This window comes from Sphaerisporangium fuscum, from assembly GCF_018531465.1.
GTDB lineage: Bacteria > Actinomycetota > Actinomycetes > Streptosporangiales > Streptosporangiaceae > Sphaerisporangium > Sphaerisporangium fuscum.
Genome location: NZ_JAHDTF010000040.1, coordinates 33,409 through 46,079 on the forward strand (window position 1 = coordinate 33,409; position 12,671 = coordinate 46,079).

At 71.0% G+C, this 12,671-nt stretch carries 9 protein-coding genes; 3 read left to right on the forward strand and 6 right to left on the reverse strand.

Annotation, left to right across the window (positions count from 1 at the left end):
• Window positions 1-29: 29 nt before the first annotated feature.
• From KIK05_RS39595 to KIK05_RS39605, 3 genes are all read right to left on the reverse strand, one after another.
• Complete coding sequence (locus KIK05_RS39595) at window positions 30-2,036, reverse strand: ABC transporter permease subunit (RefSeq protein WP_214416023.1); 2,007 nt, start codon at window positions 2,034-2,036, stop codon at window positions 30-32.
• On the reverse strand, window positions 2,033-3,094 hold the full coding sequence (locus KIK05_RS39600) for a quaternary amine ABC transporter ATP-binding protein (protein WP_214416024.1): 1,062 nt from the start codon (window positions 3,092-3,094) through the stop codon (window positions 2,033-2,035). The genes KIK05_RS39595 and KIK05_RS39600 overlap by 4 nt, the downstream gene beginning before the upstream one ends.
• Before the next feature lie 72 nt (window positions 3,095-3,166).
• A complete protein-coding gene (locus KIK05_RS39605) occupies window positions 3,167-4,624 on the reverse strand; it encodes an aldehyde dehydrogenase family protein (RefSeq protein WP_308250313.1) in 1,458 nt (485 codons plus the stop codon).
• A 375-nt stretch (window positions 4,625-4,999) separates the two neighbouring features.
• Here KIK05_RS39605 and purU point away from each other — a divergent pair, with 375 nt between their 5' ends.
• The gene (purU, locus tag KIK05_RS39610; RefSeq protein ID WP_214416026.1) at window positions 5,000-5,857 is read left to right on the forward strand and encodes a formyltetrahydrofolate deformylase; all 858 of its coding nucleotides are present in this window, start codon (window positions 5,000-5,002) and stop codon (window positions 5,855-5,857) included.
• A gap of 17 nt (window positions 5,858-5,874) precedes the next feature.
• Here the strand turns inward: purU and KIK05_RS39615 are convergent, their stop codons facing one another.
• Window positions 5,875-7,098 carry a M20 family metallopeptidase gene (locus KIK05_RS39615; RefSeq protein WP_214416027.1) on the reverse strand — a complete coding sequence of 408 codons (1,224 nt, stop codon included), beginning with the start codon at window positions 7,096-7,098 and terminating at the stop codon, window positions 5,875-5,877.
• A 95-nt stretch (window positions 7,099-7,193) separates the two neighbouring features.
• Between KIK05_RS39615 and KIK05_RS39620 the strand changes: the two genes are divergently transcribed.
• Window positions 7,194-7,772: a TetR/AcrR family transcriptional regulator gene (locus KIK05_RS39620; RefSeq protein ID WP_214416028.1), complete on the forward strand. Its 579-nt coding sequence runs from the start codon at window positions 7,194-7,196 to the stop codon at window positions 7,770-7,772.
• A 62-nt stretch (window positions 7,773-7,834) separates the two neighbouring features.
• On the opposite strand, the gene betA is transcribed toward KIK05_RS39620, so the two are convergent.
• The gene (gene betA / locus KIK05_RS39625; RefSeq protein ID WP_214416029.1) at window positions 7,835-9,475 is read right to left on the reverse strand and encodes a choline dehydrogenase; all 1,641 of its coding nucleotides are present in this window, start codon (window positions 9,473-9,475) and stop codon (window positions 7,835-7,837) included.
• 129 nt (window positions 9,476-9,604) lie between these two features.
• Between betA and KIK05_RS39630 the strand changes: the two genes are divergently transcribed.
• Entirely contained in the window at window positions 9,605-10,396 is a 792-nt protein-coding gene (locus KIK05_RS39630; RefSeq protein ID WP_214416030.1) for an IclR family transcriptional regulator, read from the forward strand.
• Here KIK05_RS39630 and KIK05_RS39635 read toward each other — a convergent pair.
• The gene (locus KIK05_RS39635; RefSeq protein WP_214416031.1) at window positions 10,368-12,656 is read right to left on the reverse strand and encodes an FdhF/YdeP family oxidoreductase; all 2,289 of its coding nucleotides are present in this window, start codon (window positions 12,654-12,656) and stop codon (window positions 10,368-10,370) included. The two genes, KIK05_RS39630 and KIK05_RS39635, sit on opposite strands and share 29 nt — an antisense overlap.
• Window positions 12,657-12,671 lie beyond the last annotated feature (15 nt).

Genomic DNA, 12,671 nt, shown 5'->3' on the forward strand with positions numbered 1-12,671 from the left:
CATGTGTCTCCCCCGTGCCGTACGCCCGGTCAGTGCCTTCCGTGCGCCGAGACCTCGGCCCGGCGGGCCGCGGTCATGGTGACGCGGTTGAGCATGATGCCGAGAACGACGATCGCCAGGCCCGCCGCGAGCCCCTTGCCGCGCAGGTCGAGCTGCGAGAACCCGGCCACCACGTCGTATCCGAGCGCGCCCGCGCCGACCAGGCCGCCCACGACGACCATGGCGAGCACGTAGCACACGCCCTGGCTCGCGGCCAGCGCCACCGAGCTGCGCGCCATCGGCAGCTGCACCTTCGAGATCAGCTGCCAGGTGCTCGAACCGGCCGCCGTGGCCGCCTCCACCGCGCCCGCCGCGACGCCCCGCATGCCGTCGGCGACGAGCTTGACGGTGACCGGCGCGGCGTACACGACGGCGGCGACGATCGCCGTGAACCGGCTCGCCCCGAACAGGCCGAGGATCGGGACCAGGTACACGAAGGCGGGCATGGTCTGCCCGGCGTCGAGCACCGGTCGTATCACCCGGTCGGCCCGGTCACTGCGTCCCATCCAGACTCCCACGGCCACGCCGAGGATCATCACCAGGATGGTCGCGACCAGCGTCGAGGCCAGCGTGACCATGCTGTCCTGCCACACGCCGAGCCCGACGAGCACGCCGACGCACACGGCGCACACCAGCGCCACCCGGACGTTCGACAGGATCGCGGCGAACGCCACGACCACGAGGCCGACCAGCCACCAGGGGGACCCGGCGAGCAGCGTCTCGAACGGGTTGAGCAGGGCGTGGGTGGTGAAGTTCTTGAAGGCGTTGGTGTAGGTGTACAGGCTGTCCTGCGTCCACTGGCTCGCGGCGTCGGCGGCCCGGCGCACGTACGCGCCGAGGTCGGCGTCGCCGGAGAACTCCGCGGCCCACACGTAGACGTAGGAGAGGTAGGTGAGCACCGCGGCGACCGCGAGCGTGCCGGCGACCTGGACCCGCCGCCACATCGGGCCGCGGGCGGCGCGGCCGGGACGGCGACCGTCCTCCACGCGGCGTCCGGCCGCCGTGGTGACCCGGTCGAGCACGATCGCCATGATCACGATGGCGAGGCCCGCGTTGAAGGCCGTGCCGACGTCGAGGGTCTCCAGCGCCTTCAGGACGGTCTTGCCCAGCCCGGGCGCGTCGATGAGGGCGGCGATGGTGGCCATCGACAGCGCCGCCATGATCGTCTGGTTGACCCCGACGATGATGGTGCGCTTGGCCATCGGCAGCCGCACCTTGCCGAGCAGCTGCCACCCGGTGGCTCCCAGCGAGGTGCTGGCCTCCAGCGTCGGGGACGGCACCTCCCTGATCGCGTGCGAGGTGATGCGGATCGCGGGCGGGATCGAGTAGACCATCGTCGCCACGGTCGCGCTCGCCGGCCCGATGAGGAAGAAGAGCGTGAGGGGCGCGAGGTACACGAACGTCGGCATCGTCTGCATGAAGTCGAGCACCGGGCTGACGAGCCGGTCGAAGCGGTCGCTCAGCCCCGCCCAGATCCCGAGCGGGATGCCGACCAGCAGCGACAGCGCGACGGCGGCCAGCGTCAGCGCCAGCGTGTCCATGCTCTCCTGCCACAGGCCGAGCAGCCCGAAGGACACGAAACCGGCGGCGGTCAGCAGCGCCACCCTGGCGTTGCCGTACAGCCAGGCCACGGCGGTGGCGATGGAGACCACACCGAGCCAGCCGACCACGGGCACCGGCCTGCCGAAGGAAGGCTGGCTGATCAGCGCCTGGATGAAGGTGACGAACTCGTCGATGAAGAGCCGGAAGTAGTTGATGAAGTACAGGAAGAAGGGGTTCTCGTTGCGGGAGTCGTCGATGGCGTCGGTGACCGCGTTGATCTTCACGTGCAGCGGGGTCAGGTCGGCGCCGGCCAGCGGGAGGGTGTCGCGGCCCCGCAGGAACAGCCAGATCACCAGCCACGCGACGACGACCGCGGCGAGCAGGTGGGGACGGCGCAGGGCGGGTCGCCGCCGCAGGCTCGCGGCGGCCGAGGTGAACGACGTCAGCGCCGTCACCGCTCGTGCCCTTCGCCGGGCCCGGCGATGACCGCCAGGATCTCCTCGCTGGTCACCACGCCGAGCAGCTCACCGCCGGAGACGATCTTGACCGGGCGGGTGGCCCGCAGGACGGTCTGCACGGCGTCGCGGACCACCATGTCCGGCCCGAGCTCGGGCCCGTCCAGCGGCTCGTCGGGCCGGGGCGGGCGCATGATCCACCGGGTGGTCAGCACGTGGGAGCGAGGGACGTCCTGGACGAAGTCCCGCACGTAGTCGTCGGCGGGGGCGCCGACGACCTCGTCCGGCGCGCCCATCTGGACCAGCTCGCCGTCGCGCATGATGAGGATGCGGTCGCCGAGCTTGAGCGCCTCGCTGAGATCGTGGGTGATGAAGATCATCGTCTTGCCGACCTCGTGGTGCAGCCGGATGACCTCGTTCTGCATGTCTCGCCGGATCAGCGGGTCCAGGGCCGAGAACGGCTCGTCGAAGAACAGCACCTCCGGGTCGACGGCGAGCGCGCGGGCCAGGCCGACGCGCTGCTGCATGCCGCCCGACAGCTGGTCGGGGTAGGACCCCTCGCATCCCGACAGGCCGACCAGCTCGACCATCTCGCGGGCCCTGCGGTAGCGCTCGTCCTTCTTCATGCCGCGGATCTCGAGGCCGTAGGCGACGTTGTCCAGCACGCAGCGGTGCGGCAGCAGCCCGAAGTGCTGGAAGACCATGCCGAACCGGCGGCGGCGCAGCTCGCGCAGCTGTTTGTCGCCCACCTGGCGGATGTCCTCGCCGTCCAGCAGCACCTGCCCGGCCGTCGGCTCGATCAGGCGGGTCAGGCAGCGGACCAGGGTGGACTTGCCCGAGCCGGACAGGCCCATGACGACGAACACCTCGTTGGGCCGCACGCTGAACGACACGTCGCGCACGCCCGCCACGCAGCCCGTCCTCTCCCTCAGCTCGGTCCGGGAGAGCCGCTCCAACGGAGTGCCGACGATCTTCTCGGAGCGGGGGCCGAAGATCTTCCACAGACCGCGCACGTTCAGGACGGCCCGGTCGTCGCCCGGCGTGGGGGTGCCGGTCATTGTCTGTTGGATCGGCGACGTCATGGTCATGACCACCTCACGGTCCTGGTGGGGGATCGGGTATTCCTCCGGCTAGCCGCGGAACCACCGTTGGGGACGGGGCCGGACGTTCTGCCACACGTGTTTGATCTCGCGGTACTCGCCGAGACCGGCCTGCCCCAGCTCGCGGCCGACGCCGGACTGTTTGAAGCCGCCCCACTCCGCCTGCGGGACGTAAGGGTGGTAGTCGTTGATCCACACGGTGCCGTGGCGCAGCCGCCGGGCGACCCGCTGGGCCTTGCCCGCGTCCTGCGTCCACACGGCCCCGGCCAGCCCGTAGTCGGTGTCGTTGGCCAGACGCACCGCCTCGTCCTCACCGTCGAAGCGCTCGACGGTGAGCACCGGGCCGAACGACTCCTCCCGCACCACCTTCATGTCCCGGGAGCACTCGTCCAGCACCGTGGGCGGGTAAAAGTTGCCGGGGCCGGGGAGCCGCCGCCCGCCGCAGCGCAGCACCGCGCCCTCCGCGACGCCGGCGGCGACGTAGGCCTCGACCTTGGCGAGGTGCTCGGCGGAGATCAGTGGTCCCGTCTCGGCCTCGGGGTCGAAGGGGCCGCCGAGCCGGATGCGCCCGGCGCGCCGTACGACCTCCTCCACGAAGGCGTCGTGCAGGGAGTCCTCGACCAGCAGCCGGGCGCCCGCGGAGCAGACCTGGCCGGAGTGGAGGAAGACGGCGGTGAGCGCGAAGTCGACGGCGGTCTCGAAGTCGGCGTCGGCGAAGACGATGTTGGGGTTCTTGCCGCCCAGTTCCAGGGCGACCTTCTTCACCGTGCGCGCGGCCGCCGCCATGATCAGCCGCCCGGTTGCCGACCCGCCGGTGAACGACACCAGGTCGACGCCGGGGTGCTCGGCGAGCGGCGCGCCGGCCTCGGCCCCCGCGCCGAGCACGAGGTTGGCGACGCCGGCGGGGAGCCCCGCCTCCTCCAGCACGCGCATGAGCATGATGGCGGTCGACGGCGTGAGCTCGCTCGGCTTCAGGACGAAGGTGTTGCCCGCGACGAGCGCCGGGGCGACCTTCCAGGCCGCCTGGAGCAGCGGGTAGTTCCACGGAGTGATCAGGCCGCACACCCCGACCGGCTCGTACACCACGCGACTGACGGCGTCGTCGCGGCCGGTGTCGACGACGCGGCCGACGTCCGTCCCGGCGATGCCGCCGAAGTAGCGGAAGCAGGCGACGACGTCGTCGACGTCGTACTCGCTCTCGACCAGGCGCTTGCCGGTGTCGAGCGACTCGGCGCGGGCGAAGTCCTTCTTCTCGCGCTCCAGCAGGTCGGCGACGCGCAGCAGCAGCGCGCCGCGCTCCCGTTCCGGAGTGGTGGGCCAGGGGCCTTCGTCGAACGCCCGCCGGGCCTCGGCGATCGCGATCTCCGTGTCCGCGCGGCCGCCTTCGTCCACCGTCGCCACCGGGGTCCCGTCCGCGGGCGAGCGGATCTCGCGGGTTCCGCCCGCGACGGGATCACGCCAACAGCCACCGAGATAAAGATCTGCCACCAGCAGGCCGCCCTTCGCACCATCGCGAGATGCGTTGCGTGATACGCACCACAATGCTCGATAGGGAACAGAATCGACCCCTCGCGTTCACCCAGTCAAGGCCTTCGCGACATCAAGGGCAGATCGTTCAGAGGTCGATACCCTCGCGACGACCTGCGCCGTCGTGCGCGGAACACCCTGTACGCCGGGCCGCCCGGCCCGTCCGCGAGTCGCGGGAGTTAACGGAAGGTACCTCACAAAACGCCGAAAAGTAACCGCCTACCGAGATCCGGGACAGAGCTTTGAAGGGCCTTGACCGACGTCGGCACGGGACGGCATTCTGATGCGCATAGGTAAACACGTTGCACCATACGCAACGCGAGCGCTGGAGCCTCCATGTCCCACCGCGAGTTCCTCCTGACGCTGGCCTGCCAGGATCAGCCCGGCATCGTGCACGCGGTCAGCGGCTTCCTCGTCCAGCAGGCGGGCAACATCCTCGAGAGCCAGCAGTTCGACGACCGGCTCCAGGGCCGCTTCTTCATGCGTGTGCACTACGACGTCACCGGCCCGGACGCGAGCGTCGACGAGATGCGGGAGGCGTTCGAGCCGGTCGCGCGGGAGTTCCGGATGGCGTGGCGGCTGGAGGACCCGGCGACGCCCACCCGCACCCTGATCATGGTGTCGAAGTTCGGGCACTGCCTGAACGACCTGCTGTTCAGGTGGCGCGTGGGCGCGCTGAACATCGAGGTGCCGGCCATCGTCTCCAACCACGCCGACTTCGCCGGGCTCGCCGAGACGTACGGCATCCCGTTCCACCACGTGCCGGTCACCCCCGGCACCAAGGCCGAGGCGGAGGCGCGCGTCCTCGAACTGGCCGAGGAGCACCGGATCGACCTGGTGGTGCTCGCCCGCTACATGCAGGTGCTGTCGGACGACATGTGCAAACGGCTGGAGGGGCGGGCGATCAACATCCACCACTCGTTCCTGCCGGGGTTCAAGGGCGCGCGGCCCTACCACCAGGCGCACGAGCGCGGGGTCAAGCTGATCGGCGCCACCGCGCACTACGTCACGGCCGACCTCGACGAGGGGCCGATCATCGAGCAGGACGTCGCCCGCGCCGACCACTCCCTGCGGCCCGACGACCTGGCCGCCCTCGGGCGCGACGTCGAGGCGCAGGTGCTGGCCCGCGCGGTGAAGTGGCACAGCGAGCGCCGCGTCCAGCTCAACGGCAACCGCACCGTCGTGTTCCGCTGATCAGGGCGCGGCCGGCGTCAGACACCTCCCGTGGAGGAAGCAGGCCTCTGGAAGAAGTGGGTGACGGTGTCACGGAGGATGGCGGCCTGCCGGCGTACCGCGGACAGGCGGACGTAGTCGTCCCCGAGGAGGTCGCCCTCTTCCGGTACGCCGAACATCACGGTGGGGATCCCCCGGGAGGCCGGGCCGCCCGCGTCGAAGCTGCCGCCGTAGACGGTGTAGCGGGGTTCGCCCAGGTGCGTGCGAATCGAGGTGGCCAAGGCGTCGAGAACGTCCCGGCGCTCGGGTGGAAGGTAGGCCGGGAGCATCGTGACGCCCGGCCGGACGCGGACCCGGCAGCCGGGTCCCACCCCGTCGAGGGCCGCTCGGATCTCGTCGGCGGCCGCGGCCGGGTCGCTGCCGGGCAGCAGCCGCCGGTCCACCGTGATCCGCGCCGCGGCCGGGAGGGTGTGCGGCGCGAGCGGCTCGTACCGCACCTGGTACGGGACGACCTGCTCGTGCCCCAGTTCCGGGTGCGAGCGGGTCCGCACCACGGCGTCGAGTTCCCCGAGTCGCCGGACGATGTCGGCGGCCGTCTCGATGACCCGCCCGTCGGCCGGCGGGGACGAGGAGTGGGCCGACGTCCCCTGGATGTCGATGAGCACGTCGACGCGGCCCCGGTTGCCGACCGACACCTCGAATCCGGTGGGAAAGAGCTGGATGAGAAGGTCCGGCGTGCACGGGAGGCCGTCGAGGATCGCCTCCGAGCAGTCGTGGCTGCTGCGTCCCTCGTTGTTGACGCAGAGCAGCAGCGTCCCGCCCAGTCGCACCTGTTCGGTGAGGACCCACCGGGCGAGGTCCAGGAGACACGCCTGGTGGGTCTTGTTCTGGGTGACCCCCTGGCCGAACAGGCAGGGCTCGTCGACACCGAGCTCGACGGGCGTGCGGATGCGTCCCGACCAGGGTTCGGTCATCAGGTTGTGGTGCTGCGTCGGGGTGTAGGCCATGAGCGCCAGGCAGGGCCCGGCGCCGTCGCCGAGCCGGACCGCGAACTGGTTGCGGGGCAGGTCGATGATGTCGGCGGCCCCGAGATTCCGGAACATCGGCCGCAGGCACTCCTGAACGTAGTGCCGGAGCGTCGGGTGGTCCGGTTCGATCAGGGTGTCCGCGCCGAGCGGCACCGCGGACGGTACGCGGGCGAGCGTCACCAGATCGGCCACCAGCGGGTCGGCCGGGGCGGGGACGGGGGGAAGGAAGGGCATGTGCGGGCTCCTTGGTCGTCGGGGGCGGCCGGCGGGCGGTTTCGCTACGACAGGTATCGATACCTACAGTAGCGTAACCGGCTATCGTGTGGGGCATGACCCCAGCGCCCACATCCGCCCGACCTCCCGGCCGCCCGCGCACCGGCGTCAACGCCGTGGTCTTCGCCGCGACGCTGAGCACGGTCCACGAACTCGGCTACGCGCGTGCCACCGTCGACCGCATCGCCGCCGCGGCCGGCGTCGCCAAGACGACGATCTACCGTCGCTGGCCGTCCAAGGGCGCGCTGATCGTGGACTGCCTCCTCGACGCGTTCGGCCCGGTGCCGCTGGAGGGCACCGGCAGAGCCGAGCTGATCTCCTCGGCCATCCGCTGGATCGCGGCGAAGATCGGCGAGCCCGGCGTGGGCGACGCCTTCGCCGGCGTGTTCAGTGACGCCGTCAGCGACCCGGCCCTGCGCCAGGTCCTGTCCGCGCGGCTGCAGGACCCCTACCGGCTCGCGCTCCAGGACGCGCTCGGTGAGCCGGAGAACCGGATCCTGTTCCTCATCGACGTCGTCGTCGGCACCCTGCTCCACCGGATGGGCATGACCGGCGAGCCGATGGCCGACGCCGACGTCACCGCCCTGACCGAGATGGTCCTGCCGCACTTCGCCGGCGACGCCGGCACGGCCTAGGCCTGCCTCCTGGCCGGCGGCCGGCAGCGACGGCGGCCCCGGGTGACCGCCCGGGGCTCGGCTCAGTGGCTGGGGCTCTTGTGGTGGCGGTAGAACTCGGTGTGCTCCGCCGGGAGCGGGGTGTTGCCGAGGATGAGGTCGGCCGCCTTCTCCGCGACCATCATCACCGGGGCGTAGATGTTGCCGTTGGTGACGTACGGCATGACCGAGGCGTCCACCACGCGCAGCCCCTCCAAGCCGTGGACGCGCATGGACAGCGGATCCACCACCGACAGCGGGTCCACGCCCATCTTGTTGGTGCAGGAGGGGTGCAGAGCCGTCTCGCCGTCCCTGGCCACCCAGTCGAGGATCTCCTCGTCGGTCTCCACCGACGGCCCCGGCGACAGCTCCCCCGCGTTGAAGGGCTCCAGTGCGGGCTGGTTGAGGATGTCACGGGCGACGCGGACCGCCTCCACCCACTCGCGGCGGTCCTGGTCGGTCGACAGGTAGTTGAACCGCAGCGCCGGGTGGACCCGCGGGTCGGCGCTCTTGATCTTCACGCTCCCGCGTGCGTCGGAGTACATCGGCCCGATGTGCACCTGGTAACCGTGCCCGCCCGCCGGGGAGGAGCCGTCGTAGCGCACGGCGATCGGCAGGAAGTGGAACATCAGGTTGGGGTAGTCGACGTCCTCGTTGCTCCGGGTGAATCCGCCGGCCTCGAAGTGGTTGGTCGCGCCGGGCCCCTTGCGGGCGAACAGCCACTGCGCGCCGATCCACGGCCGGTTGACCCACTTCATCGCCGGCTGCATCGTCACCGGCTGCTTGCAGGCGTACTGGATGTAGACCTCCAGGTGGTCCTGGAGGTTCTCCCCGACGCCCGGCAGGTCGTGCACGGGCCGGACGCCGAGGGCGGACAGCTCGCCGGCGTTCCCGACGCCGGAGATCTGGAGCAGCTGCGGCGAGTTGATCGCGCCGCCGCACAGGATCACCTCGCCCGCGCGGACGGTGTGGCCGTTGTACTCCACCCCGACGGCGCGCCCGCCCTCGAAGAGGATCCTGGTGACGAAGGCCCGCGTCCTGATCTCCAGGTTGGGCCGGTGCTTGACCGGGTGGAGGTAGGCGCGGGCGGCCGACAGCCGCCGCCCCTTGTGGATGTTGCGGTCGAAGCGGGCGAACCCCTCCTGGCGGTACCCGTTGACGTCGTCGGTCAGCGGGTAGCCGGCCTGCCGCACGGCGTCGAAGAAGGCCGTGAACAGCGGGCCGGCCGCCGGGCCGCGTTCGAGGACCAGGGGGCCGTCCTTGCCCCGCATGACGTCGTCCGGCTCGGCGGCCAGGCAGTTCTCCATGCGCTTGAAGTACGGCAGGCAGTGCGCGAAGTCCCACGTCTCCATGCCGGGGTCGGCGCCCCAGCGCTCGTAGTCCATCGGGTTGCCGCGCTGGAAGATCATCCCGTTGATGCTGCTGGAGCCCCCGAGCACCTTGCCGCGCGCGTGGTAGATGCGGCGACCGTGCATGTGCGGCTCGGGCTCCGACTCGTACTTCCAGTCGTAGAACCGGCTGCCGATCGGGAAGGGAAGCGCGGCCGGCATGTGGATGAAGACGTCCCAGGGGAAGTCCGAGCGGCCGGCCTCCAGAACCAGCACCCGGTTGGAGGGGTCGGCGGACAGCCGGTTCGCCAGTGCGCTCCCGGCCGATCCGCCCCCGACAATGACGAAGTCGTACATGGCTGCCTCGACTCGCAAGCAGGGGGTAACAGGTCTCAACTGTATCGAATGGCGCAAAGAGTTGCACTATTCGCAACCAAGATTTGTCGCACGTTGGCACGTGTTTCTAATAGCGCTTACAGTCCCGCTATGGAGAACGACTCTGTCGACGCCCGCCCCGAAGGCAACGGCGGCGTGCAGTCGGTCGACCGCGCCATCAGCATCCTGGACATCCTCTCCCAGCGTGGCGAGGCGGGAGTGAGCGAGATCGCGGCCCAGATCGGGGTGCACAAGTCCACCGTCTTCCGGCTGCTGGCGGCCCTGGAGGGACGGGGCCTGGTGGAGCAGGCCGAGGACCGCGGCAAGTACCGCCTCGGCTTCGGCATCGTCCGCCTCGCCGGCGGGGTGACCGCGCGCCTCGACCTCACCCAGCAGGGCCGGCCGGTCTGCCGCCGGCTGGCCGAGGAGATCGGCGAGACCGTCAACATCGCCGTCGTCCGCTCGCACTTCGCCGTCAACCTCGACCAGGTGCGCGGCCCGTCCGCCGTCACGACGTACAACTGGGTGGGCCAGCTCACCCCGCTGCACGCCACCTCCAGCGGCAAGGTGCTGCTCGCCCACCTCGACGAGCGGCACCGCCGGGAGCTGATCGCCGCCGCCGGCCTGCCGAGCTTCACCCCCAACACCATCACCTCGATGGAGACGCTGGAGGAACAGCTGCGCACGGCGCGGGAGACGGGGTATGCCATCACCCTGGAGGAGTACGAGATCGGGCTGAACGCCATGGCGGCCCCCGTCCGCGCCTACGACGGCGAGGTGGTGGCCGCCGTCAGCGCCTCCGGCCCGGCCTACCGCTTCAGCGAGCTGCGCATGCGCGAACTCGCCCCCCGCCTGCTGGCCGGGGCGAACGACATCAGCCGCCGTCTGGGGTACGCCGGCTGAGCCGCACCACGACGCTCTTGGACGTCGGGGTGCCGGAGGTCTCGGCCACCGAGTCGAGCGGCACCAGCACGTTCGTCTCCGGGAAGTACGCCGCGCAGCAGCCCCGCGCGGTCGGGAAGGCGATGACGCGGAACCCCTCCGCCCTGCGCTCACCGTCGGGCCACTCCCCCACCAGGTCGACGATCTCGCCGTCGGCGAAGCCCCGCTCGGCGAGGTCGTCGGGGTTGACGAAGACCACCCGCCTTCCGTTCCGCACACCCCGGTAACGGTCGTCGAGCCCGTAGATCGTGGTGTTGAACTGGTCGTGGCTGCGGACGGTCTGCAGCAGCAGACGCCCCTCGGGGACGCGCAGCACCTCAAGGGCGTTCACGGTGAAGTTGGCCCTGCCCGTCGCGGTGGGGAAGCGCCGCTCGTCGCGCGGGGCGTTCGGCAGCGCGAAGCCCCCCGGCCTGCGGGCGCGGGCGTTGAAGTCGGCGAACCCCGGCACCACGCGCTCGATGCGGTCACGGATCGCGTCGTAGTCGTCCTCGAACTCCTCCCACGGGATGCCGTCGTCCGGGCCGAACAGCTCGCGCGCCAGACGGCACACGATCGCGACCTCCGGCAGCAGGTGGAGCGAGGCGGGCCGCATCCGGCCCCGCGAGGCGTGCACCATGCCCATGGAGTCCTCGACCGTGACGAACCGGTCGCGGTCCTGCTCCGTACGGCCGAGCGTGGGCAAGATCAGCGCCTCCTCGCCGCACACGGCGTGGGACCGGTTGAGCTTGGTGGAGACCTGCACGGTCAGCCGCGCCCGGCGCATCGCCGCCTCGGTGACGGCCGTGTCCGGGGTGGCGGCGATGAAGTTGCCGCCCATCGCGAAGAACACCTTGGCCTCGCCGTCGCGCAGCCTCCGGATGGCCTCCACGGTGTCGGTCCCGTGATGGCGGGGCGGCTCGAAGCCGAACTCCTCGCCGAGGGCGTCGAGGAAGGCCGGAGCCGGCTTCTCGTAGATGCCCATCGTGCGGTCGCCCTGGACGTTGGAGTGCCCCCGCACCGGGCACACCCCGGCCCCCGGCCGGCCGACGTTGCCGCGCAGCAGCAGGAAGTTGACGACCTCCCGGATCGTGGCGACGGAGTTCTTGTGCTGGGTGAGGCCCATCGCCCAGCAGACGATCACCGACTTCGCCGCGAGCACGTCGCGGACGGCCGCCTCCACCTCCGCGCGCGGCAGGCCGGTGGCCTCGTCGACGTCGGCCCAGTCCAGTGAGCGGACGTGCTTCTCCCACTCGTCGAAGCCGTGGGTGTGCTCCTCGACGAACCCCCGGTCGAGCACGGTGCCGGGCGCGGTGTCCTCGGCCTCCAGCAGCAGCCGGTTCATGGCCTGGAACAGCGCGAGGTCGCCGTTGAGACGGATCTGCAGGAAGCGGTCGGCCAGGGTGGTGCCCCGCCCGACCAGCCCCGAAGCCCGCTGGGGGTTCTTGAAGCGCAGCAGCCCCGCCTCGGGCAGGGGGTTCACGGCGACGACGCGGGCGCCGTTCCGCTTGGCCCGCTCCAGGGCCGACAGCATGCGCGGGTGGTTGGTGCCGGGGTTCTGCCCCACCACGAAGATCAGGTCGGCCCGGTGGAGGTCGTCCAGCGACACCGTGCCCTTGCCGATGCCGAGCGTCTGGTTCAGCGCCGAACCGCTCGACTCGTGGCACATGTTGGAGCAGTCGGGCAGGTTGTTGGTGCCGAAACGGCGCACCAGCAACTGGTAGACGAACGCCGCCTCGTTGGAGGTGCGGCCGGAGGTGTAGAACACGGCCTCGTCGGGGCTCGCGAGCCCGCGCAGGTGGCCGGCGATGATCGAGAAGGCGTCCTTCCAGGTCACCGGCTCGTAGCGGTCGGAGCCCGCCGCCTTGTGCATCGGCTCGGTGAGCCTGCCCTGCTGGCCCAGCCAGTAGTCGCTGCGCCGGGCCAGCTCGTCCACGGTGTGCTCGGCGAAGAACCCGGGCGTCACGCGCCGGACGGTGGCCTCCTCGGCCACCGCCTTGGCGCCGTTCTCGCAGAACTCCGCCGGGCTGCGGTGATCACCCTCGGGCCAGGCGCAGCCCGGGCAGTCGAAGCCGTCCTTCTGGTTGACGCGCGCCAGGGTCAGGAACGTGCGCCGCACGCCCATCTGGGCGTACGACGTCATCAGGGAGTGGGCGACCCCGGGCACACCCGCCGCCCACACCTTGGGCGGCCCCACCTCCAGGCCGTCGTCGCCGGTGTCCCGCCGAGGAGCCTTCCTGGCCACCCTGCCTCCCTGTTG

Bases quoted from the DNA above. Each gene is read 5' to 3' on its own strand.
- betA (WP_214416029.1), bottom strand. From the start codon at position 9,475: ATGTACGACTTCGTCATTGTCGGGGGCGGATCGGCCGGGAGCGCACTG.
- purU (WP_214416026.1), top strand. From the start codon at position 5,000: ATGTCCCACCGCGAGTTCCTCCTGACGCTGGCCTGCCAGGATCAGCCC.
- KIK05_RS39600 (WP_214416024.1), bottom strand. From the start codon at position 3,094: ATGACCGGCACCCCCACGCCGGGCGACGACCGGGCCGTCCTGAACGTG.
- KIK05_RS39615 (WP_214416027.1), bottom strand. From the start codon at position 7,098: ATGCCCTTCCTTCCCCCCGTCCCCGCCCCGGCCGACCCGCTGGTGGCC.
- KIK05_RS39620 (WP_214416028.1), top strand. From the start codon at position 7,194: ATGACCCCAGCGCCCACATCCGCCCGACCTCCCGGCCGCCCGCGCACC.
- KIK05_RS39630 (WP_214416030.1), top strand. From the start codon at position 9,605: ATGGAGAACGACTCTGTCGACGCCCGCCCCGAAGGCAACGGCGGCGTG.